Annotated in this window: 24 protein-coding genes and 1 pseudogene; 20 read left to right on the top strand and 5 right to left on the bottom strand. The window is 67.2% G+C overall.

What is annotated here, in order from left to right; translation table 11 throughout:
• The 3 genes from HMPREF9336_RS10715 to mptB are packed head-to-tail and all read right to left on the bottom strand — an operon-like array spanning window position 1 to window position 3,232.
• Window positions 1-765 carry an ABC transporter permease gene (locus HMPREF9336_RS10715; RefSeq protein ID WP_007466873.1) on the bottom strand — a complete coding sequence of 255 codons (765 nt, stop codon included), beginning with the start codon at window positions 763-765 and terminating at the stop codon, window positions 1-3.
• A complete protein-coding gene (locus tag HMPREF9336_RS10720; protein ID WP_007466874.1) occupies window positions 762-1,658 on the bottom strand; it encodes an ABC transporter ATP-binding protein in 897 nt (298 codons plus the stop codon). The genes HMPREF9336_RS10715 and HMPREF9336_RS10720 overlap by 4 nt, the downstream gene beginning before the upstream one ends.
• On the bottom strand, window positions 1,655-3,232 hold the full coding sequence (gene mptB / locus HMPREF9336_RS10725) for a polyprenol phosphomannose-dependent alpha 1,6 mannosyltransferase MptB (protein WP_007466876.1): 1,578 nt from the start codon (window positions 3,230-3,232) through the stop codon (window positions 1,655-1,657). Before mptB ends, HMPREF9336_RS10720 begins: the two co-directional genes overlap by 4 nt.
• Before the next feature lie 219 nt (window positions 3,233-3,451).
• On the opposite strand from mptB, the gene HMPREF9336_RS10730 reads away from it, so the two are divergent.
• The 13 genes from HMPREF9336_RS10730 (at window position 3,452) to HMPREF9336_RS10780 (ending at window position 16,900) form a co-directional block, all read left to right on the top strand.
• Entirely contained in the window at window positions 3,452-4,171 is a 720-nt protein-coding gene (locus HMPREF9336_RS10730) for a helix-turn-helix transcriptional regulator (protein ID WP_021030507.1), read from the top strand.
• Window positions 4,168-5,604, top strand: coding sequence for a Fe-S cluster assembly protein SufB (sufB, locus tag HMPREF9336_RS10735; RefSeq protein ID WP_021030508.1), 1,437 nt, complete (start codon window positions 4,168-4,170; stop codon window positions 5,602-5,604). Before HMPREF9336_RS10730 ends, sufB begins: the two co-directional genes overlap by 4 nt.
• Entirely contained in the window at window positions 5,604-6,725 is a 1,122-nt protein-coding gene (gene sufD / locus HMPREF9336_RS10740; RefSeq protein ID WP_007466880.1) for a Fe-S cluster assembly protein SufD, read from the top strand. Before sufB ends, sufD begins: the two co-directional genes overlap by 1 nt.
• Window positions 6,726-6,758: 33 nt before the next feature.
• Window positions 6,759-7,544 (top strand): Fe-S cluster assembly ATPase SufC, encoded by a 786-nt coding sequence (gene sufC / locus HMPREF9336_RS10745; RefSeq protein ID WP_007466881.1) that lies wholly within the window; start codon window positions 6,759-6,761, stop codon window positions 7,542-7,544.
• Window positions 7,541-8,815: a cysteine desulfurase gene (locus HMPREF9336_RS10750; RefSeq protein ID WP_007466883.1), complete on the top strand. Its 1,275-nt coding sequence runs from the start codon at window positions 7,541-7,543 to the stop codon at window positions 8,813-8,815. The genes sufC and HMPREF9336_RS10750 overlap by 4 nt, the downstream gene beginning before the upstream one ends.
• Before the next feature lie 5 nt (window positions 8,816-8,820).
• A complete protein-coding gene (sufU, locus tag HMPREF9336_RS10755) occupies window positions 8,821-9,285 on the top strand; it encodes a Fe-S cluster assembly sulfur transfer protein SufU (protein ID WP_007466885.1) in 465 nt (154 codons plus the stop codon).
• Window positions 9,282-9,656 (top strand): metal-sulfur cluster assembly factor, encoded by a 375-nt coding sequence (locus HMPREF9336_RS10760; protein WP_007466887.1) that lies wholly within the window; start codon window positions 9,282-9,284, stop codon window positions 9,654-9,656. The genes sufU and HMPREF9336_RS10760 overlap by 4 nt, the downstream gene beginning before the upstream one ends.
• A 165-nt stretch (window positions 9,657-9,821) precedes the next feature.
• Window positions 9,822-10,145, top strand: a complete 324-nt coding sequence (locus HMPREF9336_RS10765; protein WP_007466889.1) for a WXG100 family type VII secretion target — start codon at window positions 9,822-9,824, stop codon at window positions 10,143-10,145.
• Complete coding sequence (locus HMPREF9336_RS10770) at window positions 10,145-10,438, top strand: WXG100 family type VII secretion target (RefSeq protein WP_007466892.1); 294 nt, start codon at window positions 10,145-10,147, stop codon at window positions 10,436-10,438. The genes HMPREF9336_RS10765 and HMPREF9336_RS10770 overlap by 1 nt, the downstream gene beginning before the upstream one ends.
• Window position 10,439: 1 nt before the next feature.
• Complete coding sequence (locus HMPREF9336_RS10775; protein WP_007466895.1) at window positions 10,440-14,915, top strand: RHS repeat-associated core domain-containing protein; 4,476 nt, start codon at window positions 10,440-10,442, stop codon at window positions 14,913-14,915.
• Window position 14,916: 1 nt separating this feature from the next.
• Entirely contained in the window at window positions 14,917-15,504 is a 588-nt protein-coding gene (locus HMPREF9336_RS18465) for a hypothetical protein (protein WP_156920393.1), read from the top strand.
• A gap of 152 nt (window positions 15,505-15,656) precedes the next feature.
• Window positions 15,657-15,986 carry a hypothetical protein gene (locus HMPREF9336_RS18470; protein ID WP_156920394.1) on the top strand — a complete coding sequence of 110 codons (330 nt, stop codon included), beginning with the start codon at window positions 15,657-15,659 and terminating at the stop codon, window positions 15,984-15,986.
• Between the two features lie 470 nt (window positions 15,987-16,456).
• Window positions 16,457-16,900 carry a YbaB/EbfC family nucleoid-associated protein gene (locus HMPREF9336_RS10780; RefSeq protein WP_007466898.1) on the top strand — a complete coding sequence of 148 codons (444 nt, stop codon included), beginning with the start codon at window positions 16,457-16,459 and terminating at the stop codon, window positions 16,898-16,900.
• 17 nt (window positions 16,901-16,917) lie between these two features.
• Here the strand turns inward: HMPREF9336_RS10780 and HMPREF9336_RS17565 are convergent, their stop codons facing one another.
• On the bottom strand, window positions 16,918-17,577 hold the full coding sequence (locus HMPREF9336_RS17565; RefSeq protein ID WP_007466900.1) for a hypothetical protein: 660 nt from the start codon (window positions 17,575-17,577) through the stop codon (window positions 16,918-16,920).
• 145 nt (window positions 17,578-17,722) lie between these two features.
• Between HMPREF9336_RS17565 and HMPREF9336_RS10790 the strand changes: the two genes are divergently transcribed.
• The gene (locus HMPREF9336_RS10790) at window positions 17,723-18,094 is read left to right on the top strand and encodes a DUF2834 domain-containing protein (RefSeq protein WP_007466902.1); all 372 of its coding nucleotides are present in this window, start codon (window positions 17,723-17,725) and stop codon (window positions 18,092-18,094) included.
• 26 nt (window positions 18,095-18,120) lie between these two features.
• Here HMPREF9336_RS10790 and HMPREF9336_RS10795 read toward each other — a convergent pair whose 3' ends face one another.
• Window positions 18,121-18,582, bottom strand: coding sequence for a MarR family winged helix-turn-helix transcriptional regulator (locus HMPREF9336_RS10795; RefSeq protein WP_007466904.1), 462 nt, complete (start codon window positions 18,580-18,582; stop codon window positions 18,121-18,123).
• Window positions 18,583-18,771: 189 nt separating this feature from the next.
• Here HMPREF9336_RS10795 and HMPREF9336_RS10800 point away from each other — a divergent pair.
• From HMPREF9336_RS10800 to HMPREF9336_RS10825, 6 genes and pseudogenes are all read left to right on the top strand, one after another.
• Window positions 18,772-19,964 (top strand): annotated as a pseudogene (locus tag HMPREF9336_RS10800) (MFS transporter).
• Window positions 19,965-20,053: 89 nt separating this feature from the next.
• Window positions 20,054-21,178, top strand: coding sequence for an aminopeptidase P family protein (locus HMPREF9336_RS10805; protein ID WP_007466910.1), 1,125 nt, complete (start codon window positions 20,054-20,056; stop codon window positions 21,176-21,178).
• Between the two features lie 75 nt (window positions 21,179-21,253).
• Complete coding sequence (gene efp, locus HMPREF9336_RS10810) at window positions 21,254-21,817, top strand: elongation factor P (protein ID WP_007466912.1); 564 nt, start codon at window positions 21,254-21,256, stop codon at window positions 21,815-21,817.
• 5 nt (window positions 21,818-21,822) lie between these two features.
• Window positions 21,823-22,323 carry a transcription antitermination factor NusB gene (gene nusB / locus HMPREF9336_RS10815; RefSeq protein WP_007466914.1) on the top strand — a complete coding sequence of 167 codons (501 nt, stop codon included), beginning with the start codon at window positions 21,823-21,825 and terminating at the stop codon, window positions 22,321-22,323.
• A gap of 54 nt (window positions 22,324-22,377) precedes the next feature.
• Window positions 22,378-24,183: an SDR family oxidoreductase gene (locus tag HMPREF9336_RS10820; RefSeq protein ID WP_007466916.1), complete on the top strand. Its 1,806-nt coding sequence runs from the start codon at window positions 22,378-22,380 to the stop codon at window positions 24,181-24,183.
• A gap of 90 nt (window positions 24,184-24,273) precedes the next feature.
• Window positions 24,274-25,962, top strand: a complete 1,689-nt coding sequence (locus HMPREF9336_RS10825) for a long-chain fatty acid--CoA ligase (RefSeq protein ID WP_021030511.1) — start codon at window positions 24,274-24,276, stop codon at window positions 25,960-25,962.
• Window positions 25,963-26,003 lie beyond the last annotated feature (41 nt).

Raw genomic sequence — 26,003 nt, forward strand, 5'->3', positions numbered from 1 at the left:
CTAAACGAATCTAAACCAACGCCGCGCGGCCCAGGCGAGCACCACGGCCCACACGGCGAGCACGACGACGCAGAACACGTCCAAGCGCAGTTGCAGCGCGGCGGAGAGGGCCGAGGCGAGCGCCTCGGAGGGGACGATCTTGAGCAGCCAGCTGTGCCAGCCCGGCGCGCTGGAGAGGGCGAGGCCGCAGACTCCGAGCATGAGGAACCACAGGACGTTCGCCCCCGCGAGGACGATTTCGGCTTTCACGGCCCCGCCGAGCAGGAGGCCGCCGGCGGCGAACGCGGCGGTGCCGAGCGCCAGCACCGGCACGGCGATCAGCAGCCCCTCTGCGGAGGGGCGCCAGCCGAGCAGCGCGGCGACCGTCCCGATCACGACGGACTGCAATGCGACGACGACCACCACGGCGAGGACCTTGCCCGCGATGAGCGTCCCCCGGCCCACCGAGGTCGCGGCGTAGCGCTTGAGCGCGCCGTAGCGCCGGTCGAAGGCGACGGCGATGGCCTGCCCGGTGAACGCGCTCGACACCACGGCCAACGCCATGACCACCGGGGCGACCCGGTCGATCGTGGCCCAGCCGACCGAGCCGAGCGGCAGCACGTCGATGCCGACCAGGAGCATCACCGGGATGAACAGGTTGAGCAGCAGCTGCTCCCCGTGCCGGAGGAACAGCATGAGCTCGAACTTGGTCTGCGCGGCCAACGCGCGGACTGCGGGGCTGGGCTTGGGGTCCGGCGCGAAGGTGCCAGGCGGGAATGCGGTCACTTGGCCTCCGTGAGTTCGAGGAACACGTCTTCGAGCCTGCCGCCCTGCACACGCAGCGAGTTGGCGAGCACGTCGTGCTCGGCGAGCCAGGCGGCGAGTTCGGCGACTCTGGCCGGGGTCACCTCGCCGTCGATGGCGTACTCGCCAGGGCGCAGCTCCTGCCAGCTGTGTTGCGGCCAGCGGGCGACCAGGCCGTCGAGGTCGACCCCAGGCTGCGCGGTCAGCCGCAGCCGGGACCGGCGAGCGGTCTCGACCAGCTCGGCGGGGGTGCCGGAGGCGATCTCCCGCCCCTTGGCGACGATCACCACCCGGTCCGCGAGGTATTCGGCCTCCTCGATGAGGTGCGTGGTGAGCAGGACGGTCACCCCGTCCGCCTTCAGCCGCTCCACGAGCTCCCAGACCAGCCGTCGGGCGTGCACGTCCAAGCCTGCGGTCGGCTCGTCGAGGAAGACCAGCTCCGGCCTGCCGATCAGGGCGCAGGCCAGGGAGAGCCGTTGCTGCTGGCCGCCGGAGAGCCGCCGGAAAGAGGTGCGCTTCGCGTCGTCGAGCCCGAGGACTTCGAGCAACCAGTCCGGGTCGTGCGGGTTGGCGAACTGCGCCGCCGCGAGCCGCAGCAGCTCGCCCGCCTTGGCCCCTGGGTACCCGCCCCCGCCCTGCGGCATGAAGCCGACGCGGGAGGAATCGTCGCGGGGATCGCCGCCGAGGACCTCGACCACGCCATCGTCGGGGTCGGTGAGCCCTTGGCACAGCTCAACCGTCGTGGTCTTCCCGGCCCCGTTCGGGCCGAGGAGCGCCAGCACCTCGCCCCGGCGGACGACGAGGTCCAGCCCGTCCACCGCGACCGTCTGGCCAAAGCGTTTGACCACACCTGTCAGCCGCACTGCGTCGTTCATGATGTCTCTATCCTGCGCTCTGCCTTCTTCACGCACTCCGACCAGGGTGCGGTCAGCCATTTCCATCCGAACACCAGGCCGCCGAGGGCGATTGCCGCCGCGATGCCGGTGGTTTGGCCGAAGAGCAGTATGAACGGAAGGGAGAAGCCGCCGCTGGGGTAGGCCATGAAGCTGAGCACCGTGATGATGACGACCAGCGCTTTGCGGTGCTCCGCGCGGGTGACCCACGCGGACAGCGGCACGAGCGCCCAGAGGGCGTACCAGGTGTGGATGGTGGGCAAGAGGGCGACCACGATGGTGAACGCGACGCCGATCCCGCCGATGGGGTGGATCCGCCCTTGCAGGGTCTTGAGCATGAGCCAGCCGACCGCGCAGCCCGCCGCGATGGTGGTCAGCGTCCAGGTGACCGCGATGACCGAAGGGGTGTGGTTGCCGAGGCCGACGAACTCGCCCAGGTATCCGGTGAGCCTGGCGACCACGGTCGGCGGGGAGAGCCAGTTCAGCGTCTTCGCCGCGGCCCCGAGCGTGTGCGTCCACTCGAGCCGGTATCCCGCGGCCTGGCTCAGGAGCAGGGTGACGGCGAGCGAGACGAAGCCGAAGGCTCCGCCGACCGCCCCGACCGCGAGCGCGCGTTTCGGCAGGCTCTCGCCCGTCGGGGCGGCTTTCGCCGCGAGCTGGACTCCGACGAAGCCGAGGGCGAGCTCAGCGGGCAGTTTCACCATCGCGGCCGAGGTGATGACCACCGCGCCGCCGAGGACTTCAAGGACGGCGCGGGACCGGTCGGGCCAGGCGCGGCCCTGCGGCCAGTCGGCAACGCCTCGGAGGCTGAGCTCGACCCCGACGAGCATGAGGCCGATCATGAGGGAGTCGTTGTGCGAGCCGGAGACCAGATGCAGGAAGACGAGGGGGTTGAGCGCGCCGAGCCAGAACGACTTCGCCTCGTCCACGCCGCAGCGCCGCGCCAGCCGAGGGAGCGCCCAGAGGATCATGGCGACGCCGAGCAGCGCGACCATTCGGTGCGCGAGCACCGCCGCGACGACGTGATACCCGGTCAGCTCCGCGATGAACCGGCTGATGATGAGGAAGAGCGGCCCGTAGGGGCTGGGGGTGTTCTGCCAGATGGTCGGGACCGAGCGCACGAAGACGTCCGTGTGCCCGAGCGCGTCGGCGGGGCCGAAACGGTACGGGTCGAGCCCGCGTTTCGCGGCCATGCCGTGCGCGAGGTAGGAGTACACGTCCTGGCTGAACATCGGCGGGGCGAGGACGAGCGGCGCGGCCCAGAGCACGGAGACTTTGCGCAAAACGCCCAGTCCGCCTGCCGCCGCCGAGCCCTGGAGCAAGAGGCGGCCGAGCAGGAGCCACGCCAGCACGAGAATCGCCAGCCCCACGAAGACCATGGTCGCGGACGCGGCGAGGGTGCGCTCGAAGAGCCCGAACAGCCGGACGCCGCGCACCGGATCCTGGAGGACGGGCTGGGCCCCCACCCCGAGCCCGCCGAGGGCGATGAGGATCGATCCGGTCGCGCCGAACCGCCTGATGAGGGCGAATCGGTCGGAACCAGAGACGAAAGACACGCGGGTAGCCTAGCCTGAGCGCAGAAGGACGGCGGTGCCGCTCGCCGCCGAGGGGGTTTTCCCGCCCTGTTTTCGAATTCGGCAGTGTCTTCTCGCACATATCGGGAGAAGGCGGACCGCCTTCCCCCGATATGTGGGCAGCTCGCAGCCCTCCGACCTTTGAGTTAGCCTAGCCTTTCCTTGCTGGCGAACTTCTAGTAATTGCGACACACTTGTGTTATGAAAACAGTCGACCCGGCCACGATGGAGGAGCCCGTGATCGCGGGTCCGTCGTCGCAGCACGAGGTCGGCGTGACCCGCAGGGCCATTGTCCGCCTGCTCGCCCAGCACGGTTCGCTGACCGCGCCCGCGATCGCGGAGCACCTGGAGCTTTCCACGGTCGGCGTCCGGCGGCACCTGGTCGAATTGGTCGAATCGGGCGACGCGGTCGTGGTGCAGCGCAAGCCCAAGGCCGGGCGGGGCCGCCCGCCCAAGGTGTACCAGCTCACCCCGCAGGGGCAGGACCGGCTCGGCAACGCGTATGACGAGCTGGCCCAGCTCGCGTTCCGCGAACTGCAGCGCCTCGGCGGCGAGGAGGCCGTGGTCGCGCTCGCGCGCCGGCGCGCCGACAGCATGTTGTCGGAAATCGGCCTCGACTCCCCGGACTTCCGGTCGGCGGACCCGCAGTCCAAAGCGGAACGGCTCGCCCAAGCGCTCACGTCCTCGGGCTACGCGGCCTCGACGACCCGAGTCGCGTCCGGAGTGCAGCTCTGCCAGCACCATTGCCCTGTCTCGAACGTCGCGGCGGACTTCCCCGCGCTGTGCGAAGCGGAGACCGCCGCGTTCGGCGAGCTGCTCGGCACCCACGTGCAGCGCTTGGCGACCATCGCCCAGGGCAACTGCGTCTGCACGACCCATATCCCCGTCACACAACGAGCATCGAAAGAGGAGGTCTCATGACCCAGGAACTCGCCCCGCCTGCCGCCCCAACGCAGGAGCAGGTCATCGCGGCGCTCGGCAACTACGACTACGGCTGGGCGGACGCGGACGTCGCCGGAGCCTCGGCGCGGCGCGGCCTGTCCGAAGAAGTCGTCGCGGACATCTCGGCGAAGAAAGGCGAGCCGGAGTGGATGCTCCAGGCGCGGCTGAAGGCGCTGGCGATCTTCAACCGCAAGCCCATGCCCTCCTGGGGCGGCGACCTGTCGGGCATCGACTTCGACAACATCAAGTACTTCGTGCGCTCCACCGAGAAGCAGGCCGCGACGTGGGACGACCTGCCCGCCGACATCAAGAGCACCTACGACAAGCTCGGCATCCCCGAGGCGGAGAAGAAGCGCCTCGTCGCCGGGGTGGCCGCCCAGTACGAGTCGGAGGTCGTCTACCACCAGATCCGAGAAGACCTCGAGCAGCAGGGGGTGGTGTTCCTCGACACCGACACGGCCCTGAGAGAGCACCCGGACGTCTTCCGCGAGCACTTCGGCACGGTGATCCCGGCGGGGGACAACAAGTTCTCCGCCCTCAACACCGCGGTCTGGTCCGGCGGGTCTTACATCTACGTCCCCAAGGGCGTGCAGGTGGACATCCCGCTGCAGGCGTACTTCCGGATCAACACCGAGAACATGGGCCAGTTCGAGCGCACCCTCATCATCGTGGACGAGGACGCCTACGTCCACTACGTCGAGGGCTGCACCGCGCCGATCTACAAGTCGGACTCGCTGCACTCCGCGGTGGTGGAGATCATCGTGAAGCCGGGCGGGCGCTGCCGGTACACGACCATCCAGAACTGGTCGAACAACGTCTACAACCTGGTCACCAAGCGCGCGCGGGCCGAGTCCGGCGCGACCATGGAGTGGATCGACGGCAACATCGGCTCGAAGGTGACGATGAAGTACCCGGCGGTCTGGCTGACCGGCGAGCACGCCAAGGGCGAAGTGCTCTCGCTCGCGTTCGCCGGGCCCGACCAGCACCAGGACACCGGCTCGAAGATGCTCCACCTCGCGCCGAGGACCTCGTCGAACATCGTGAGCAAGTCGGTGGCCCGAGGCGGCGGCCGCACCTCCTACCGGGGCCTGGTCGGCGTGCACAAGGGCGCGGTCGGCTCCAAGGCGACGGTGCGCTGCGACGCTTTGCTGGTGGACGACGTCTCCCGTTCGGACACCTACCCGTACGTCGACATCCGCGAGGACGACGTGACGATGGGCCACGAGGCGACGGTCTCGAAGGTCAGCGAGGACCAGCTCTTCTACCTGATGAGCCGGGGCATGACCGAGGACGAGGCGATGGCCATGGTCGTGCGCGGGTTCATCGAACCGATCGCGAAGGAGCTGCCCATGGAATACGCGCTGGAGCTGAACCGGCTCATCGAGCTGCAGATGGAAGGAGCGGTCGGCTGATGACTGCGGTGCTGCCCCTTGGCGAGCGGTTCGTCTCCCGCGATCCGGAGGCTTTCGCGGCCCCGTCGAGCCACGAGGAGAACTGGCGGTTCACCCCGCTCGCGAAGATCCGCGAGTTCTTCGAGCCGTTCGCCCCGGACGGGGCTTCCAGCGTGGAAGTCGGACCTGTGCCGGCCGGCGTCACGGTCGAGACCGTTCCGGTCGCTTCGCTTGCCGCGTTCGGCGCGGCGTTGACCCCCGCCGACAAGGCGAGCGCGCTCGCGATGGCGCACGCGGGCGACGGCGGGCATGTCGTGGTGGCGGAAGGAGCTTCGCCGGACCGTCCGGTCGTGCTGTCGCGCGTCGGCGCGGGCGGGCGCTCCTACGCACATCACATTATCGAGGTCGGAGCCGGAGCCGAGGCGACGATCGTCGCCGAGCATTCCGGCCTCACCCAGATCGCGGCGAACGTCGAGCTCATCATCGGCGACGGTGCGCAGTGCACCTTCATCGTGGTGAACGACGAGGAGTCGGGTTCCACCAGGCTCGCCTCCTACGCCGCGCTCTTGGGCCGGGACTCCCGGTACCGCTATGTGGAAGTCGCCCTCGGCGGCTCGCTCGTGCGCACCGTCCCGACCGTGCGTTTCGCGGGGCCTGGCGGGCACGCCGAGCTGTGCGGGATCACGCTCGCGGGCGACGGCCAGCATCTGGAGTCGAGGCTTTTCGTGGACCACGACCAGCCGAACTGCTCCTCCAACGTGCTGTACAAGAACGCGCTCTTGACTTCGGCGGCGCGCACGGTGTGGGTGGGCGACGTGCGGATCCGTCCGGAGGCGACCGGCACGCAGACCTACGAGCTCAACCGCAACCTGCTCCTCGCGAAGGGCGCGCGCGCCGACTCGGTGCCGAACCTGGAGATCGAGACCGGGCAGATCGTCGGGGCCGGGCACGCCAGCACCACGGGCAGGTTCGACGAGGAGCAGATGTTCTACCTGCGCTCGCGCGGCATCCCCGAAGACGAGGCGCGCAGGCTCGTGCTGCGCGGATTCTTCGGCGAAGTGCTCGCGAAGATCCCCGAGGAGTCCGTCCGCGCGCGCGTCGCGGAGCTTGTGGAGAACAAACTCGCCCAGGCGGGCGTGTAAGGCTTATACGTAGAGAAGGAACGAAGGACCTCAATGTCTGTTTTGCCAGGATCTGTTTTAGAGATCAAAGACCTCCGCGTCTCGGTCAAGCCCTCGGACGACGCCGACCTCATTCCTATCCTGCACGGAGTGGATCTGACCATCCGCTCCGGCGAGACGCACGCGGTCATGGGGCCGAACGGCTCCGGGAAGTCCACCCTCTCCTATGCGATAGCGGGGCATCCCCGCTACGAGGTGACCGGCGGCTCGATCACCCTCGACGGCGAGAACGTGCTGGAGATGAGCGTGGACGAGCGCGCGCGGGCCGGACTCTTCCTCGCGATGCAGTACCCGGTGGAAGTGCCGGGGGTGTCCACCGCGAACTTCCTGCGCACTGCGGCCACTTCGACGCGGGGCGAGGCTCCTGCGCTGCGGCATTGGGTCAAAGAGGTCAAGGCAGCGATGACCGAGCTTGGCGTCGACTCCTCCTTCAGCGAGCGCAGCGTCAACGAGGGGTTCTCCGGCGGAGAGAAGAAGCGGCACGAGATCCTGCAGCTCACGCTCCTCAAGCCGAAGTTCGCCATCTTGGACGAGACCGACTCCGGCTTGGACGTCGACGCGTTGCGCGTCGTCTCCGAGGGCGTGAACCGCTATCAGGAGCGAGAGCAGGGCGGCGTGCTGCTCATCACCCACTACAACCGGATCCTCAAATACGTGCGCCCGCAGTTCGTGCATGTCTTCGCGAAGGGCCGGATCGTCGCCGAGGGCGGCCCCGAACTCGCCGAAGAGCTGGAGTCGACCGGTTACGAGAGGTTTCTGAAGGAGGAGGTCAGCGCGTGACCCAAGCCCCTGTGGCGCTCGACGTCGAGTCGATCCGCGCGGACTTCCCGATCCTGGCGCGCACTGTCCGGGGCGGCAAGCCGCTCGCGTACCTCGACTCCGGGGCCACCGCGCAACGCCCGCTCCAGGTGCTCGACGCGGAGCGGGAGTTCCTGCTGACTTCGAACGCGGCAGTGCACCGGGGCGCGCACCAGCTCGCCGAGGAGGCCACGGACGCGTACGAGCGGGCGCGGGCGCTCATCGCCGGGTTCGTCGGAGTCCGCGACCGCGAGGTCGTCTTCACGAAGAACGCCACCGAGTCGCTGAACCTGGTCTCCTACGCGCTTGGCGACGACCGCTTCTCCGGCTTCGTCGTCGGGCCGGGCGACGAGATCGTGATCACCGAGCTGGAGCACCACGCGAACCTCGTGCCCTGGCAGGAGCTGGCCCGGCGAGCCGGGGCGACGTTGCGCTGGTACGGCGTCACCGAGGACGGCCGGATCGACCTCGACTCGTTGGTGCTCACCAACCGGACGAAGGTCGTCGCGTTCACGCACCAGTCGAACGTCACCGGCGCGATCTCGCCGGTCGCCGAACTCGTGCGGCGCGCCCGCGAGGTCGGCGCGCTCACCGTGCTCGACGCCTGCCAGTCCGTCCCGCACATGCCGGTGGACTTCGCCAAGCTCGGCGTGGACTTCGCCGCGTTCTCCGGGCACAAGATGCTCGGCCCCTCCGGGGTCGGCGCGCTGTACGGGCGCGCGGAGCTGCTCGAAGCCATGCCCCCGTTCCTCACCGGCGGCTCGATGATCGAGACCGTGACCATGGAGCGCTCCACCTACGCGCCCCCGCCGCAGCGGTTCGAGGCCGGGGTGCCGATGACCTCGCAGGCGGTCGGCCTCGGGGCCGCCGTCGAATACCTGTCGAAGGTCGGCATGGCCGCCGTCGCCGCGCACGAGCACGCGCTCGTGGAGCACGCCCTGTCCGCGATCGGCGAGCTGCCGGGCGTCCGGATCATCGGGCCGACCACGGCAGACCCGTGCTCTGCCTCCGTCGGCGGGCGAGGCGGGGCGGTGTCCTTCGTGGTCGACGGGGTGCACGCGCACGACGTCGGGCAGGTGCTCGACGACGAGGGCGTGGCGATCAGGGTCGGGCACCACTGCGCCTGGCCGCTGCACCGCCGCTTCGGCGTCGCCGCGACGGTGCGGGCCTCCTTCGCGCTGTACAACACCCACGACGAGGTGGACCGGCTCGTCGCCGGGATCCGCCGAGCGCAAGAGTTCTTCGGAGTCTGAGACCGATGCGATTAGACCAGATGTATCAAGAGGTCATCCTCGACCACTACAAGCATCCGCACCATCGAGGGCTGCGCGAGCCGTACGGCTCCGAGGTGCACCACGTGAACCCGACCTGCGGAGACGAGATCACGTTGCGGGTCGCGGTCTCGGCGGACGGGGAGCGCGTCGAGGACGTCTCCTACGACGGGCAAGGCTGCTCGATCAGCCAGGCCGCCACCTCTGTCCTCGCCGACCAGGTCATCGGCCAGAGCGTCGGCGACGCGCTCAAATCCGTGGCCGCCTTCAACGAGATGATCTCCTCTCGCGGGGAGATCGAGGGCGACGAAGACCTGATCGGCGACGGAGTCGCCTTCGCGGGCGTCGCGAAATACCCGGCGCGGGTGAAATGCGCCCTCCTCGGCTGGATGGCGTTCAAGGACGCGTTGGCGCAAGCGGTGGAAAGCACAGACAAGGAGGGCGTGGCATGACCGAAGTTCCGTCTCAAGAACAGCAAGCAGAGGACGCGCTGATCGGCGAGCTCGAAGAAGCGATGCGGGACGTGGTTGACCCCGAGCTCGGGGTCAACGTCGTGGACCTCGGCCTGGTCTACGGGTTCACCGTCGAGCGCGGCAGCAACGACGAGGGCGGGGAGCGGACCACGGCGCTTCTGGACATGACCCTCACCTCCCCGGCGTGCCCGTTGACCGACGTCATCGAGGACCAGTCCTCCTCGGCGTTGGTAGGCTCGGGCCTGGTGGACGAGCTCAAAATCAACTGGGTCTGGACCCCGCCCTGGGGCCCCGACAAGATCACCGAGGACGGGCGCGAGCAGCTCCGCGCCCTCGGCTTCAACGTCTGAGCGGACGGTCCCTGAACCGCCTCCCTTCCGTTGCCCTGATGGGCGCAACGCTTCCGTGAACCAGAACTCTAGGGTACGGGAGCCGTTCCGGTTGTAGCTGTAACGGCATTATGTTAGGGTCTCCCGAATCGACTGGATACTGCATAGACCTGGGAAGTAGTTCGAATGGGAGAATTGAAAGCCTCCTCGGAGCAAATCACGGCTTCGAGCCAGTTCGCGTCGGGCAAAGCGGGGGAGATGGAGAGCGGGATCAGCTCGTTCTCGGCAGAGGTGGACGCGTTCCTCTCCGGCGGCTGGCAGGGCCAGGCATCCGAGGCGTTCCAGCCGCCCTTCCAAGACTGGGTCGCGAACGCCAAAAAAGTGCAGCAGGCGCTCTCGGACATGGCCGACCTGCTCGCCCAAAGCGCCAAAGAGTACGCGAGCCGGGAAGAGCACAACGACGACCTGATCAAGAGCGTTCAGGTGAAGTCCTCGGGGTTGAACTTCTGATGGCGCGCGATTTCAAGGTCGATCTGTCCCACATGCAGCAGACCATCGACAAGATGACTCAGTTCACCGCACAGGCAGAGTCGTGGTGCCAAGAGGTGGATGCCGACGTCCAGTCGTTGCACGGCACGTGGTCGGGGGAGGCCGCGTCGGCGCAGAAGGCCGCGCACGACCAATGGGTCGCGGGCCTGAACGCGATGAAGGCGGACCTGGAGAAGCTCAAGAAGATCGCCCAGGACGGGCACGCGAACTACACCGACGCGGGAAACAAGAACAAAGAGATGTGGAGTTTCTGAGGTGACCTATTTCGTCGTCAACCCCAGTGACTACGCTACTGCGGCGAGCAAGATGGACGGGGTGAACTCCTCGGCGCGGGCTGCTGTCCAGAGCCTTTCCGGAGGGCTTGGGGGATCGGGCGGCATGGCTGGTTCGGACAAGCCCGCGCAGAGCTTCTCGGAGAAGTACGATCCGGCGGTCAAGCAGGCGCTGCAATCGGCGGCGAACGTGATCAACACGGCGGGCCTCTACGCGACGTTGCTGCACGCGACGGGCACGAATCACGCCGAGGCGGACGGAAGCTCCACCATCGGCGGCGGGGACTCGTCGTTGCCGGGGGCTCCGTCGCCGTCGGAGCTCGCCGTGCCTTCCGTGCCTGCCGCGTACGGCGGCCCGGAGAAGGAACCGGACAGTTTGATCGGGCACATTTGGCATCTGATCAAGGACTACTTGATGGGCTACGTGTGGCCGAACGGGGATATCGAGAAGCTGAGGGCGGCCGCGTCGACATGGAAGACGGCCTCCTCCTCGATCCGCTCGGCGGCGGACGGCATTCCGGCGGCGGTGGCGCTCATCAACGCGCAGCAGGCTCCCGAGGTCGCGCTCGCGGCGCAGAAGCACACCGACCTGAAGAAGGACCTCGACAGCCTCGTGGAGGGCTGCTCCGCGTTGGGCGACTCATGCGAGCAGTACGCCCAGTTCATCGACGACGCGCACCAAGAAATTATCGAGCTCTTGCTGCAAGCGGCGGCAGAGACGATCGCCATCGAGACGGCGAGCGCGGTGTTCGCGGTGTTCTCCCTGGGGGCCTCGGAGGTGGCGGGCAACGCGACGGTGATCGCCCGATTGATGAATTACGCTCGGCGGGTCGTCGAGATCATCAAGGGGCTGATCGCCAAGGTCGCCAAGCTGGTCGAAAAGCTCGCCGAACTCGCCGCCAAACTCGGCAAGCTCGTCGTCAAGGCAGGCGGGAAAGTGGGGAGCAAGGTCGAGAAGGCGACCGACTCCGCCCGGTCGATGCTTTGCAGGCTGTTCGGCAAAGACCCGGTGGACATGGCGACGGGCGAGCTGCTGTTGGAGGATGTCGACCTCGAACTTCCCGGGGTGCTGCCGCTGCGGATCTCGAGAACCTATCTGTCTTTCCACGACGGCGGCCGGATTTTCGGGCCGCGCTGGTCCTCCACGTTGGACCAGCGGCTCGAAGTCGACTCCGAGGGCGTGGTCGTGGTCTGGGAAGACGGGGTGCTGCAATGGTTCCCCCATCCGGAGCGCGATGGCACGCCGGTCTCGGCGCCGCGCGGCCCGAACTGGCGGTTGCGGCTCAACGCCCAGGCGGGCGCGTATGAGCTGGTGGAAGCCGCGAGCGGGACGACGAAGGTGTTTTCCCCGGCTCCATCCGAGATCCCAGAGGACCGGGTGGTGGAAGTGCCGTTGCGCCAGCTCCGCGACCTGAACGGGAACCACGTCAAATTCCGTTACGACCAGCAGGGCCTCCCGGCGCTGCTGGAGCATTCCAGCGGCCATACGGTGCATGTGCGGCGTGCGGGCGGCTTGGTCGTCGGCCTCTCGCTGGCCTCGTCGGCGGGCGCCGAGGCGGTCGGGTCCTACCCGACGAGCGAGGCGGGCGTGGTTCCGATCGTCAGCTACGAGCGCGACCGAGCGGGGAATATCGCCGGAATCCTGAACGGCGCGGAAGGACGGCTGGCCTACAACCACGACGCGGAGAACCGGCTGACCCGGTGGGTGGACCGCAACGGCGTGCGGTTCGACTATGAGTATGACGACCGGAACCGATGCGTGGCGCAGGTCGGCACGGGCGGGGTCATGGAGAACACCTTCGAGTACCTCTCCACCCCGACCGGCGGCGTCACGATCAACACGGACTTCGCGGGAGCGGTCACCCGGTACGAGACGAACAGCCGGGCACAGATCGTCGCTGTGACCGACCCACTTGGGCGGATCACCCGCACGGACTGGGACAACGCCGACCGCAAGCTGGCCGAGACGGCTCCGGACGGCGGACGCACCGTGTGGACCTACACCGAAGCCGGGGACGTGGCATCGGTGACCCGCCCGGACGGCGCGACCGCGACGTTCGAGTACTCGGCCCCCGGGCGGCTGTCGCGCAGAACGGACTTCGACGGGGCGGTCTGGTCGTACGAGCACGACAAGCACGGCAGGCTCATCTCGATCACCGACCCCTCGGGCGCGACGACTCGAATCCAACGCGGAGCCACGGGCGCGGAAGTCGCTCTGGTCGACGCCTTGGGCGCGGTCACCCGCGTCGAGGTCGACTCCTCGGGCCTGCCCGTCGCGGTGATCAGCCCGACCGGCGCGAAGACCTGCTACGAACGCGACCTCTTCGGCAGGGTGGTGCGCGCCGTGGACCCCGTCGGCGGGGAGACACGGATGCGTTGGTCCGTCTCGGGCGACCCGTTGGAGCAGACCGGCCCGGATGGCGCGACCAAACGCTGGACGTACGACGGCGAGGGGAACCTCGTCTCGATCACCGACGAGATCGGCCAGGTCGTGCGCGCCACCTACCAGCAGTTCGACTTGCTGCGCTCGACCATCGAGGCCGACGGGACGGAAACCCTCCGTGAGCGCGATCCGGAGCTGCGCCTCACCTCAGTGACCAACCACGCGGGCCTGCGCTGGGAGTACGAGTACGACGCGGCGGGGGACTTGGTCCGCGAGAAGGACTTCAACGGACGGGTCGTCACACTCGAACGAGACTCGATGGGGCGCGTCGCGCGCCGTGTCAACGCCTCCGGGCAGTCCGTGCGGTTCGAGTACGACCAAGCGGGCAACCTGGTCAAAGAGGTCACGGACACCGGGGAGACGACCGTCTGGACGCACGACCTCGCGGGCAGGGTCGTGTCCGCGACGAGCCCCGGAGCCACCGTGGTGTGGGAGCGGGACGCGCTGGGCCGGGTGGTCTCGGAGTCCGTCGACGGCAGGGTCGTGCGGTTCTCCTACGACGTGGCGGGGCAGCGGGTCTCCTCGACCGCCCCGTCCGGGGTCGTGACCACGTACGCGTACGACGCGGCGGGCGACCTCGTCGGGCAGACCGTCGCCGGGCTCCCGATCGAATTCGCCCGGGACTCCTTCGGGCGTACGGTGCGCCGCTCCTACGGGCAGGCCGTGCGGATCGACCGGGCCTACGATGTCGCGGGAAGGCTCGTGCATCAGCGCGCCGGGCACGGAGCCGCGTCGGTCTCGGAGCGGCGATGGGCCTACGACCCCGCCGGGCGCGTGGCCCGCGCGCTGGACCCGTTGCGCGGCGAAACCCGCTACGCCTTTGACGCGCGCAACCGCATCACCCAGGTCATCGGCTCGGACCCGCAGCAGGCGTGGAGCGAGCGGTACGCCTACGACGCGGCGGACAACGTCACCGGCATGCAGACCGCGCAGTTCTTCGGGAACCTGCCGGACAACCCGGTCGGCCCCGGGGCGGTGGCCTACGAGCACGAAGGCACGCTCTTGACCCGCGCGGGGCGCTCGCACTACGTCTACGACGCGGACGGGCGGCTCGTGCGGACGACCGTGACCAAGCCCGACCGCAAGCCGGACGTCTGGCACTACCGCTACGACGCGTACGACCGGCTGGTCGAGGTCGCCACGCCGGACGGCTCCCTGTGGCGGTACGCGTACGACGCGCTCGGCCGTCGGGTCGCCAAGCGGCAGTACGACGGGGCGAGGCCGGACGCGCCGGTGTCCGAGACGCTGTTCGCGTGGGACGGGGACCGGCTCCTCGAGCAGTCTTCCCAGGCCGACTCCGGCGCGGAGTCGCTCACCTGGTCCTACGACGAGGGCTTCGCTCCGCTCGCGCAGATCCGCACCAGCGACGAGCAAGGCGCGGTGGACCGGCGCTTCTACGCCATCGTCACAGACTTGGTCGGCGCGCCGACGGACTTGTACGACGCGGCGACCGGACAGCTCGCCGGTACAGCGCTCTCCACGCTTTACGGGCAGCAGCGCTGGCACCCCGAGTCCACGGCGACCACGCCGCTGCGGTTCCCCGGCCAGTACTTCGACGCGGAGACAGGGCTGCACTACAACCGGCACCGGCATTACGACCCGTGGACCGCGCGGTACACGTCGCCGGACCCCTTGGGCCTCGCGCCCGCCCCGAACCAGCACTCCTACCCGCACGACCCACTGACCTGGATGGACCCGTTAGGGTTATATGGCTGCAAAGATATTGAAGATATACTCAGAAGCGGCGAGAGGCCAGTGAAAGGCGGAAGGACGCATGCTGGTCGAGAGTATCAAAAGCATATGGATAGAGGTGAGCTTCCGCAGGTACCTGGTAAGCAGCTCGATCAGGCGGGACAGAAGCTTCTTGAAGATATACTAAGACACCCGCAAGCAAAAACAACGCCTATTAACGGCGGAAAATTCGCTGGAGGAAACTATGTGGTGAGACCCGATGGTTTAGGGGCCGCCGTAGATTCTGGCAAGTTATTCCAATATTTCGGGAAGTTCGCTTATTAGCATGACTGTGTTAAATCCAATCGAAGAATATTCTGATTTTGACTCGATCACAGATAGGATCAAAGGGTCTAAGCTTGTTGGTGTTCGGTACACCGCGGGAGATCGTGATGGAGATAGGGGGGAATCCCCTCCTGTATACTCTAATGAAAGGGCCACCGAACTCCGGGCGGACATCGAACTATTTTTTGACGCGAGAATTTCGCTCGCAATTCAGTGGGCTATGCGAGGATTTGATTACGGGCTCAGTTTGAAGATCGAAGAAAATGTTTTTTGTGGTGACCTTGATGAGGATTGGTATCTGCCCTGGAAAAGCGTGCTTGGAAGGGAGGTGAGAGGAGTCCGTTCTGCATGGCTTAAACCATCTAACAGTTCGATCTATGCCCTATGGTCTGTTGCTTTCGAGTTTGATTCAGAAAATTCCGTAGCGATTGCTTTGGGAAGGATAGAAGATGACGACTCGGTTGACTTCTCTCCAGATAGTTTGGTAGTTTTCTGGGGATCCAAATATGCAAGCGCGTACAAGGTGCCCGATTCGACTGGTGATGCATATGGAGGGTACGGAGAGCCTGAATTTTCGGAATCTTCCTAATGTGAGGGAGTATATCGTGAGAGAAGAGAGTCGGATGCGCTGTCGTGACTGGCATGAAGCGGATAATTTTCCCGACGTGGTCGAGATCTGGGCGTAAGATTAATTTGGGCGATGCGCTTAAATTAATTCCGGATAACGACTAGATGTGGTCAGTGATCGGTTTCGAAGGGGTTGGCAAAGCCTCAAAAGATTTCGACATGTCAGAGTTCGGTGATATTACAGACGGGTCTGTCGGATATGTCATGAATTGGTCTGAAGTTCGCGAATTCTCCTTTGGGATTGAAGATATTCATGAGGGGGTTTTTCTGGCAGTCGAGCAGTTGAAAGATTTGGTTCCGGAAAAAATTCAATCAGGGGAACTCGTTAAGCAGATCTGTAGGTTGGAGCATTTGGACAGTAGTGAGTGGGAAATAAGGCTTTGTCCAGAATTCATAGACGAGGCGAAGGTTGCTGGAGCTATAGCGGAGCTGCTTGCGCACTAAGGTGTCTGTCTTGCTGGTATGGGATGTTGAGAGACAATGGCTCGGCAATTGGGGGCTCTCGCGTGGCGCGGTGATCGAAAGGAAAAATGCGCTATCTGACTCTCGCTGCGGATTTTCCGAGTCCTCATATTGGGGACCTCGACGGCCCAGTTTCTTTGTCTGCCCTGGGGGTGTCTTCGGGCTTGATTGAGAGGATTGAGCATTGGAATTCTCAATACCAGGATATTATTCCTCTAGAGATGGAGGAGGGTTGCGGGCAGAATCGGCTGCTATGATCGACCGGCTCGATGAAGAAGGGTTAGATCTTTGTCGCCGTATCGCGCTTGAAATGCCCGGTGATATCAAGATCGAGTATTATAGCGAGGGCTTGCTTCGGAGGGTTTACCCCAAGTAGAATGCGGGAAATGCTTATGCCGCGTGAGCGAGTTCCGAGGATTTTTCTGGCGTGTGGAATTGAGAGAGGTTGAACGATGGCTGACGAGAACTCAAAAGTCCGCGACCTTGAGGCGGAGATCGCTGAGCTGCGGGCGAAGCAGGCTCGGGCGCAGGCGAAGCTGGCCGAGGTGCGTGGGAAGGGGACCGCGCACAACGGGCACATCGTGTTCGAGGTGGACGCGGGCGGGAAGTTCCTCGACCTGAAACTCAACCCACAGGCGGGGGAGCTGCGGATCGAGGATCTGGAGAGTTCGATCAAGGCCGCCGCGCGCGCGGCGGTGGCGGACGCGGCGAAGAAGGCGCAGGAGGCGATGGCGGAGCTGACCGGCGATCCCAGGATCGCGAAGGCTGTGGAGAGCATCAAGGGGTTCACGGGGGAGGCGGCCAAGGCTCCGGCGCCGAAGGCTTCTGTCCCGAAAGGGCCGCAGCCTGGCGACGAGGACTACGAGCAGCCGCAGTCCTGGCTCGAGCGCGCGTAGGTCTCAGGCGCTCGCGCTCAGTTGTCGTCGTCGGGCGCTGCCGGGCTCTTGCCCGCGGGGCCGGCTCCGTGGGAGTCGTCGTCGCTGTTGAAGCCGGTGTCGCCGAGCGCTTTGTTGAGCCGGATCACTCCCTTGCGCACGGGCTCGGGGATTTGGCCGTCTTCGCCGTCCTTGGCGACTTTGCCGAGCACGCCGCCGATGGCTTCCCGAATACCGTCGCCGCCTTCGCCCTGCGTGACGCGGCCCAGAACGCCGTCGACGGCTTGGCCGATCCCGTCCCCGCCGCCGCCTTGGGCGACGCCGTCCAGGATGCCGTTGACGGTTTCGCCGACGCCGTCGGCGCGGCCCTGCGTGACATCGCCGAGGACGTCGTCGATGGTCTGGCCGATGTCCTGTTTGTTGTCGTTGGTGGTCGGGCCGCCGATGCCCGCCAGGGGGCCGCTGACGTAGGGGTTTCTGATGTTGCGGTGCTCGTCGTCGGAGGGCTGGTCGTCGGTCGCGTCGTCCTCGGGGTCGGTGTCTTGGAGCAGGGGCGACGTTCCGGGCTTGGCCGGGGCGGGGCTGTGCGGGTCGGCGGCTGCCGCCGGGCTCGACCAGAAGCCTGCCGCCGCGGCGAGCGCGAGCAGGGCAGCGGCGGAGCGGCGCTTCGAGGATGTGTCCGGACCGGAAAGGTTCATGGGTCTCTCACTTCTTTTTGGTTGTGGGATGGCAACGAGTGTAGCCGTGAAAGCTGAGTGACGGGTGTGACGGACCCTTAGCCATTAGAGGTCATTATGCTATATTTCATAGAGCTTTCGAGGTGGGCCGAGAGAAGGAGTCGCATTGCTGGAGCAAGATCGCATCGCGCATCGCGCGATCGCGCAGGACAAAGGTGTGGTCCGCACCGGTTTGCTGATCGCGTTCGTCGCGGCGTTCTTCACGCAGAACTCGATCGCGCTGCCGTATGTCGCGAAGAACGGCCTGCGGTCGGCCCGCGACTTCTTCGTGGGGGACATCTGGAAAACCACGCCGGGCAAGTTCGCGATGGTGGACTTGGGCTTGGTGGTGGGGGGATTCCACCTGTGGGCGTTCGCGGACGCGAAGCGGCTCGGCGTCCTCCGTTGGTGGGCCGCCTCGTTCGTGCTGACTTTCACCGTGGGGATCGGCACGGCCATCCCGTTCTATTGCCTGGCGCGAGAGGGCGCCGTCCGGTAGGGGGGCGCGCCCGGTAGCGGGGCTGGCTAGGGTTTGGCGGGCTGGTTCCCAGGCGGCCGGGACAGGACCTCGACGAGGGGGCGCAGCTCCGGGATCTGGGCCGCTCCGGCGAGGGCTTCTTCCAGGGTCGCGTCGTGCGTGGGCGTCGCCCCGACGAGGAGCCGTCGCCCCTCGTCGGTCAGCTCGGTGTAGATGCCCCGGCGGTCGTCCGCGCAGAGGAACCTGGCGAGCAGGCCGCGCTCTTCCAGCCGGGTGACCAGGCGGGTGGTCGCGCTGGACGAGAGCGCGGCGGCGCGGGCGAGCTGCGCCATCCGCATGTGGCGGTCGGTCTGCCTGCTGAGCGCGTCGAGCACGGTGAACTCGACGACGGAGAGCCCGTGCTCGCGTTGCAGGGCTTGTTCGAGCGCGGATTCCAGCGCCCCGTGCAGAGCGGCGAGCGTGCGCCAGCCTCGGGCGCGGATCTCCACGGCGTCGTCGGAGTACCCCATGGCGGCTCCCTCCTTCCGGGTCGGCGATCGGATTGCCAAGCCTCTCGCGTGAGTGCGATCTCACATCCTAGCATCTTGCGCTATTAGTCGGCGTATGCAACTATATTGCAAGGCGTGTGCAATTAATGCGCAAGCAATATTAAGCGAAATATTATATATTATTTAGCATCGGCAGACGGAGGAGCGCCCATGCCACTTGGCCTCATCGCACTCGCCATCGGCGGTTTCGGGATCGGTCTGACGGAATTCGGGATCATGGGCCTTTTGCCGGAGCTTGCCCGCGATTTCGCCGTTTCCGAGCAGACCGCCGGATACTTGATCTCGGGCTACGCGCTCGCCGTCGCGGTCGGGGCCGTGCTGGTCACCGCGCTGGTGGCCCGGTTCGACCGCAAGCGGACGCTGCTCGGGCTCATGGTGCTCTTCATCTTGGGCAATTTGCTCTGCGCTATCGCGCCGACCTTCGGGGTGATGATGTTCGGCAGGGTGGTCGCCGCGCTCTGCCACGGCGCGTTCTTCGGGTCGGCGCGGTCGTGGCCGCGAGCATGGTCGCCAAAGACCGGCAGGCCGTGGCCGTCTCGATAATGCTCGGGGGACTGACGCTGGCGAACGTGCTCGGCGTGCCGCTGGGCACGTTCCTCGGCCAGCGCTTCGGCTGGAGCGCGAGCTTTTGGGCGATCACCGCCATCGGCGTGGCGGGCTTCGCCGCCATCGCGTGCCTCACCCCTTCGGGCGGGGCGAGGGACGCGGCGGGCGGGTCGTTGCGCGCGGAGCTGGCGGGGCTGCGGTCCGGGGAGGTCTGGCTCTCGATGGGGCTCATCGTGTTCGGCTGGGGCGGGGTCTTCGGCGGCTTCTCGTATATCGCTTTCACGCTCACGCAGGTGGGCGGATTCGCGAGCGCCACCGTGCCGTGGCTCTTGATCCTGTTCGGGGTCGGCATGTGCGTCGGGAACTATCTGGGCGGCAAATCCGCGGACGCGCGGCCCACCGGGGCGCTCGTGACGGCGTTCGGCGGCGTGGTCGCGGTGCTCGTGGTGTTCGCGCTGGCCGCAGATGCGAAACCGGTCGTCCTCGTGGCGCTCGCCCTCCTCGGAGCGTTCGGATTCGCGATGTGCCCGGCGTTGCAGACCCGCGTCATGCGCGCTTCGGCCGAAGCCCCGACGCTGGCCTCTGGCGCGAGCGTCGCAGCGTTCAACGTCGGCAACACGCTCGGCCCGTGGCTCGCGGGCCTCGCCATCGGCGCGGGCTACGGCTTCGTCTCGCCGCTGTGGGTCGGCGCGGCGATGACGGCGCTGGCGTTGGCGGTCCTGATCGCGGACGTCGCCATACGGGCGCGCGGCGGCTCTGAAGCAGCCGAGCCCGTCCTGGCCTGCGAAACGGCTTGATCCGCCCAGGCGGGCGGCAGAGCGGACCCGATGGCGGAACGTTTGATCCCCGACATGTCCTACAGCGTCGCCGACGGTAGGCTCGGAGCATGACTTTCGACCATCGAGCCCGGCGGGAGGCGCTGCGGGCGGCGCTCGCGGAGCGCGGCCTCGAAGCCCTGCTCGTCACCGACCTCGCCAACGTCCGCTACCTCTCCGGCTTCACCGGCTCCAACGGGGGCCTTTTGATCGACGCGCGCGGCGAGGAGCAGTCGCGGATCGCCACCGACGGCAGGTACACCACGCAGGTCGCCGAGCAGTCCCCGGACCTGGTCGTCCTGAACGCGCGCGGAGTGGCGACCGCCTTGACCGCGTTCGCCGCGAGGCAGAAGACGCGCAGGCTCGGCATCGAGAGCCACATCGTGACCCTCCAGCAGCACCGGGCGCTGGTCGCGGCGGCGGGCCAGGCCGCCGACCAGGTGGCGTTCGCCGCCCCCGAGCTCGTCCCGATCGCGGGCGTGGTGGAGCTGTTGCGGGTGGTCAAGGACCCGCACGAGGTCGAGGCGCTGCGCAAGGCGGCGGAGATCGGGGACAAGGCGCTCGCGGCGCTGCTCGCCAAGGGCGGGGTGCGGGCCGGGCGCACGGAGCTGGAGGTCGCGCGGGACCTCGAATCCCTCATGCTGGACTTCGGCTCGGAGGGCCCGTCCTTCGAGACGATCGTCGCGGCGGGGCCGAATTCCGCGATGCCGCACCACCGGCCCACCGAGGCGGTCTTGGCCGCCGGAGACTTCGTGAAGATCGATTTCGGGGCCATGTGGCTGGGCTACCACTCCGATATGACCCGCACGTATGTGCTCGGCGAGCCCGCCGACTGGCAGCGCGAGGTGTACGAGCTGGTCCTGGCGGCGCAGGCCGCGGGACGAGAGGCGCTCAAGCCCGGAGTCGAGCTTAAGTCGGTCGACGCGGCGGCCCGCGACATCATCGACGCGGCGGGGCACAAGGACCACTTCGACCACGGGCTCGGCCACGCGGTCGGGCTGGACATCCACGAGTCGCCCGCGCTCTCCAAGCTCTCCGAAGGACTGGTGCCGGTCGGCTCGGTGCTCACCGTCGAGCCCGGCGTCTACCTGCCCGGCAAGGGCGGGGTGCGGATCGAGGACACCCTGGTGGTCGGCGAATCCGAGAACCTGCTTTTGACTCTCACCGACAAGGCGCTTACCATCCTGGAGCCGTGACCTGACGGGTTCTCGAGCCGATAGGCTCCTGTCTGGCGGCAACAGACGAACGACGAAGAAGAGATAGAGACCTTTATGGCTTCCACGAGCGATTTCAAAAACGGCCTTGTGCTTTCCCTCGACGGCGAGCTCTGGCAGATCACAGAGTTCCAGCACGTCAAGCCCGGCAAAGGGCCGGCCTTCGTGCGCACCAAGATCAAGCACGTGGTCTCGGGCAAGGTCGTGGACAAGACTTTCAACGCCGGGGTGAAGGTGGACACCGCGACGGTCGACCGCCGGAACATGACCTACCTCTACAAAGAGGGCGAGGATTTCGTGTTCATGGACGGGGAGACCTTCGAGCAGGAGCCGATCTCCCCGACGGTCCTCGGCGACGGCGCGAAGTACTTGCTGGAGAACACCGAGGTGCAGATCGCGAAGCACAACGGCACGCCGCTTTTCGTCGAGCTGCCGACCACGGTCGAGCTCGTGGTGTCGCACACCGACCCCGGCCTGCAGGGCGACCGCTCCACCGGCGGGACCAAGCCCGCGACGTTGGAGACGGGCGCGGAGATCCAGGTGCCGCTCTTCATCAACACCGGCGACAAGCTCAAGGTGGACTCCAGGGACGGGAGCTACCTCGGGCGCGTGAACGCCTGAGCGCCTTGTCCGACCCCGCGAAGTCCGACTCCGCGAAGCGAGCGGGATCGCGCCGCAAAGCGCGGCTGCGGGCGGTGGAGCTGCTTTTCGAGGCGGAGGCCCGCGACCTCGACCCCGCCGAGCTTGCCGCCGAGCGTTCCGCCGAGCTGGTCAAGGATCTTTCCGCGCCTCAGCTCACGCCGTACGCCCTGGTCGTCCTCGAAGGGGTTCGGGACCATCTCGAAGTGGTGGACCAGACCATCAGCGACCATTTGCGCGGCGACTGGTCGCTGAACCGGCTGCCCGCGGTGGACCGCTCCATCCTGCGCGTCGCGGTGTGGGAGCTGCTGTTCGCGCCGGAGGTGCCGACCGCCGTCGCGGTGGACGAGGCGTTGGAGCTCGCGAAGGGCCTTTCGACGGACGAGTCCCCCGGGTTTATCAATGGGGTGCTCGGCCGATTGGTGGAGCTGGCCAATCAGATCCGAGGAGCCGCCGAAGCCGGGGGCGAGGCGCTGCCGCCGGAGTGAGCGCGCCCGCCGTCCCTGTCGCGGAGCGCCTGGGGGGATAGTAGGCTCATAACCATGTCTGACGAAGCGGTCAATTCTGTCACCACGGCGGCGAAGGCTTCGCCAGAGCGGGCGCGCCGGGTCACGAGCGGTCCGGTGGACCTCGCGGTGTTCGAGCGGGGGGATCCGAAGAATCCCACGGTGGTGTTGACCCACGGCTGGCCGGACACGCACCATATGTGGGAGCAGGTGGTCTCGCTCCTCGAAGACCGGTTCCACCTCGTCTCCTACGATTCACGGGGGCACGGGCAGAGCACGAGCCCGAAGAGCTTCCGCGAGTGGCGCATGGTCGATCTGGCCGACGACATTTTCGCGGTGATCGACGCGGTCAGCCCCGACGAGCCGGTGCACCTGGTCGCGCACGACTGGGGCTCCTGCGCGAGCTGGGAGGCGGTGGTGCAGGACCGCGCGAAGGGCAGGATCGCCTCGTTCACCTCGATCTCCGGGCCGAGCCTCGACTACCTAGGGACGAACCTGCGCGAGGTGCTCGCCGGGCTGCAGCTGCGGCGGCTGCCCTGGGTGGCCAGCCAGACCGCCTCGCTGCTCTACCAGATCTTCTTCCACATGACGCCGCTGCCGCAGGCGCTCTTCGCCGCCGTGCTGGGCAAGCCGGCGAACTGGCGGCGCTTCCTGCGGACGATCGAGGGGACCCCCGCCGAGCAGGTCAACTTGGCCCCGACCTTCGGCAAGGACATGGCGAACGGGCTGCGGGTCTATTGGGCGAACTCCTCCCAGGCGGCGTTCGGCTCCCCGAACCCCCGGCCCACCGAGGTGCCGGTCCAGCTGATCGTCAACCGCAACGACGTGGCGATCCGCGCGGAGACATACGACGACTACCCTCGCTGGGCCTCGAAGCTGTGGCGGCACGACCTCTCCACGGGGCATTGGGTCGCCTACTCCAGGCCCCAGGCCATCGCCACGTTGGTGCGCGACTTCGTGGACGGGCTGGACGGCAAGCCGTCCAGGGTGTTCGCCAGGGGCGAGGTCGCGAAGGGCGCGCCGAAAGGCGACTTCGCGGGCAAGCTGGTCTCCGTCACCGGCGCGGGCAGCGGCATCGGGCGCGAAACCGCGCTCGCGTTCGCGCGGGAGGGCGCGGAGCTGGTGCTCAGCGACGTGAACCTCGCGACGGCGCAAGAGACCGCCGCGCTGATCGAGAAGGTCGGCTCCGTCGCGCACGCGTACCAGCTCGACGTCTCCGACCTTGACGCGCACGCGGCCTTCGTCGACCGCGTCGTCGCCGAGCACGGGGTCCCCGACGTCGTGGTCAACAACGCCGGGATCGGCTTCGGCGGCCTGATCGTCGACGCGACCGAGGCCCAGATCGACAAGCTGCTCGGGATCAACCTGCGCGGGGTGATCTCCGGGTCGAAGCTGTTCGGCAAGCATATGGCCCTGCGCGGACTCGGCGGGCACATCGTGAACCTCTCCTCGATGGCCGCGTACAGCCCGCAGAAGGGCATCGGCCTCTACGCGACGAGCAAGGCGGCCGTGTTCATGTTCTCGGACGTGCTGCGCGCGGAGCTGCACGCGGCGGGGATCGGGGTGTCGACCATCTGTCCTGGCATCGTGGACACGAACATCATCCGCACCACGCAGATCGCGGGGGCCTCCGAGGAAGAGCGCCTTGAGCGGGTCGGCAGGCTCGACAAGCTCTACCAGGCCCGCCGCTACACCCCCGACAAGGTGGCCGAGCAGATCGTGCGGGCGGTCAAGAAGAACAAGTCCGTCGTGCCGGTCACCCCGGAATCCCGTCTCGGCTATCTGCAGTACCGCTTCGCCCCATGGCTCTCTCGTCTGATCGCCCGGCTCGATATCTTCTAGCCCCGACGGCGATCTGCGGCGACACCCTCGGCGGCACTAGTATGAGTGCCGTAACTCATACAAATTGAACTAGGTGATGGAGGACGCGCGATGCGAGGCACGATGTCGGGCGGTCGGCTGAGCGTCGGCACGATTCTGCAGTACGCCCGCGATGTCCACGGCGACCGGTTGATCGTCACGAAAACCGAGTCTGGCGAGACCACGCGGACCTTCGCGGCTTCGGTGGAGCGGGCCGCCAGGCTCGCCGGGGCGCTTCGCGGGCTCGGCGTCACGGGCGACCAGCGCGTCGGCACGTTCCAGTGGAACAACGCCGAACACGTCGAGGCGTACTTCGCCATCCCGGCGATGGGCGCGGTCCTGCACACCTTGAACATCCGCCTCGCCCCCGAGCAGGTCGCCCAGATCGCGAACCACGCCGAGGACGAGGTCGTCATCCTCGACGCGAGCCTTGTCGCGCTGTTCGCCAAAGCGCTGCCGTCCATGCGCACGGTCCGACACGTCGTCATCTCCGGAACGCCGTGCGCGGAAGACGCCGCCGTCTTCGCCGATGCGGCGGCCGCTTCTGAGTCGCAGGTGGAGCTGCACGACTACGAGGATCTCCTCGCCTCGGCGGAACCGTTGCGCGAATGGCCGGACGTGGCCGAGGAAGCCGCCGCCGCGATGTGCTACACCTCCGGCACCACGGGCGATCCGAAGGGGGTCGTCTACAGCCATCGGTCCGTGTACCTGCACTCGTCGGCGGTGACGACCGCGAGCCTGCTCGGATTGTCAAGGACGGACCGGGTCCTGCCGATCGTGCCGATGTTCCACGCCAACGCCTGGGGCCTGGTGCACGCGGCCTTCCTCTCGGGGTCCGACCTGATCATGCCGGGCCAGTTCCTCAGCGGCGGGGCGGTCGCCGAGCTCATCCACAAGCACCGGGTCACGCTGTCCTCCGGGGTGCCGACGGTCTGGACCGACGTGCTCCGCTACGCGCGCGAGCATCCGGGGGCGGTCGATTTCTCCTCGCTGAGGACGCTCCAGTCCGGCGGGTCCGCGGTCCCGGTCTCGCTCATGAAGGCGTTCCGGGCCGAGCTGGGGGTGGACCTCATGCAGCTATGGGGCATGACCGAGACCTCGCCGGTCGCGACCACATGGGTCCCCCGGCCCGATCTCGACCCGGACAGCGACGAGTACTGGCGCTACCGGTCCTACGTCGGCAAGGCGGCTCCTGGGGTCGAGCTGCGGATCGTGGACGATCAGGGCGAAACCGTCCCGCCCGGCGGCGGGGCCGGCGAGATCGAGACGCGCGGACTGTGGGTGACCACCAGCTACTACCGGGTCGAAGCCCCGGAGAAATTCCACGACGGATGGCTACGCACCGGCGACGTCGGCGAGCTGACCGAGGACGGCTACCTCGTGATCTCGGACCGCACGAAGGACGTCATCAAATCCGGCGGCGAGTGGATCAGCTCGGTGGACCTGGAGAACCGCCTCATGGCGCATCCGTCGGTGCGCGAGGCCGCCGTCGTCGCCGTGCCGTGCGAGATCTGGGGCGAGCGGCCGTTGGCCTGCGTCGTGCTCGCGGCCGCGAGCACGGCTTCGGAGTCGGAGCGGATCGAGGAGCTGCGCGCCTATCTGGCCGAGAGCTTCCCCCGCTGGCAGGTGCCGGAGCATTGGGCGTTCATCGACCAAGTGCCGCGCACTTCGGTCGGCAAGTTCGACAAAAAAGCGTTGCGCCTCGAACGGGAGAAGGGCGGGCTGGCGGTGACCTCCGTGCCAGGGCCGAAGCGTCGGTGAGGCCGCGCCGCGTGGTATTCTGAGCCCCGTTCGACGTCCTT

The organism is Segniliparus rugosus ATCC BAA-974 (assembly GCF_000185725.2).
Lineage (GTDB): Bacteria > Actinomycetota > Actinomycetes > Mycobacteriales > Mycobacteriaceae > Segniliparus > Segniliparus rugosus.

Excerpts from the sequence above, each read along its gene's own strand:
- HMPREF9336_RS10780 (WP_007466898.1), top strand. The coding sequence starts at position 16,457 with ATGGCTGACGAGAACTCAAAAGTCCGCGACCTTGAGGCGGAGATCGCT.
- sufB (WP_021030508.1), top strand. The coding sequence starts at position 4,168 with ATGACCCAGGAACTCGCCCCGCCTGCCGCCCCAACGCAGGAGCAGGTC.
- HMPREF9336_RS10825 (WP_021030511.1), top strand. The coding sequence starts at position 24,274 with ATGCGAGGCACGATGTCGGGCGGTCGGCTGAGCGTCGGCACGATTCTG.
- sufD (WP_007466880.1), top strand. The coding sequence starts at position 5,604 with ATGACTGCGGTGCTGCCCCTTGGCGAGCGGTTCGTCTCCCGCGATCCG.
- HMPREF9336_RS17565 (WP_007466900.1), bottom strand. The coding sequence starts at position 17,577 with ATGAACCTTTCCGGTCCGGACACATCCTCGAAGCGCCGCTCCGCCGCT.
- HMPREF9336_RS10730 (WP_021030507.1), top strand. The coding sequence starts at position 3,452 with ATGAAAACAGTCGACCCGGCCACGATGGAGGAGCCCGTGATCGCGGGT.
- HMPREF9336_RS10770 (WP_007466892.1), top strand. The coding sequence starts at position 10,145 with ATGGCGCGCGATTTCAAGGTCGATCTGTCCCACATGCAGCAGACCATC.
- sufC (WP_007466881.1), top strand. The coding sequence starts at position 6,759 with ATGTCTGTTTTGCCAGGATCTGTTTTAGAGATCAAAGACCTCCGCGTC.
- HMPREF9336_RS10795 (WP_007466904.1), bottom strand. The coding sequence starts at position 18,582 with ATGGGGTACTCCGACGACGCCGTGGAGATCCGCGCCCGAGGCTGGCGC.
- HMPREF9336_RS10760 (WP_007466887.1), top strand. The coding sequence starts at position 9,282 with ATGACCGAAGTTCCGTCTCAAGAACAGCAAGCAGAGGACGCGCTGATC.
- HMPREF9336_RS10820 (WP_007466916.1), top strand. The coding sequence starts at position 22,378 with ATGTCTGACGAAGCGGTCAATTCTGTCACCACGGCGGCGAAGGCTTCG.
- HMPREF9336_RS18465 (WP_156920393.1), top strand. The coding sequence starts at position 14,917 with ATGACTGTGTTAAATCCAATCGAAGAATATTCTGATTTTGACTCGATC.
- efp (WP_007466912.1), top strand. The coding sequence starts at position 21,254 with ATGGCTTCCACGAGCGATTTCAAAAACGGCCTTGTGCTTTCCCTCGAC.
- HMPREF9336_RS10805 (WP_007466910.1), top strand. The coding sequence starts at position 20,054 with ATGACTTTCGACCATCGAGCCCGGCGGGAGGCGCTGCGGGCGGCGCTC.
- HMPREF9336_RS10720 (WP_007466874.1), bottom strand. The coding sequence starts at position 1,658 with ATGAACGACGCAGTGCGGCTGACAGGTGTGGTCAAACGCTTTGGCCAG.
- HMPREF9336_RS10765 (WP_007466889.1), top strand. The coding sequence starts at position 9,822 with ATGGGAGAATTGAAAGCCTCCTCGGAGCAAATCACGGCTTCGAGCCAG.
- sufU (WP_007466885.1), top strand. The coding sequence starts at position 8,821 with ATGCGATTAGACCAGATGTATCAAGAGGTCATCCTCGACCACTACAAG.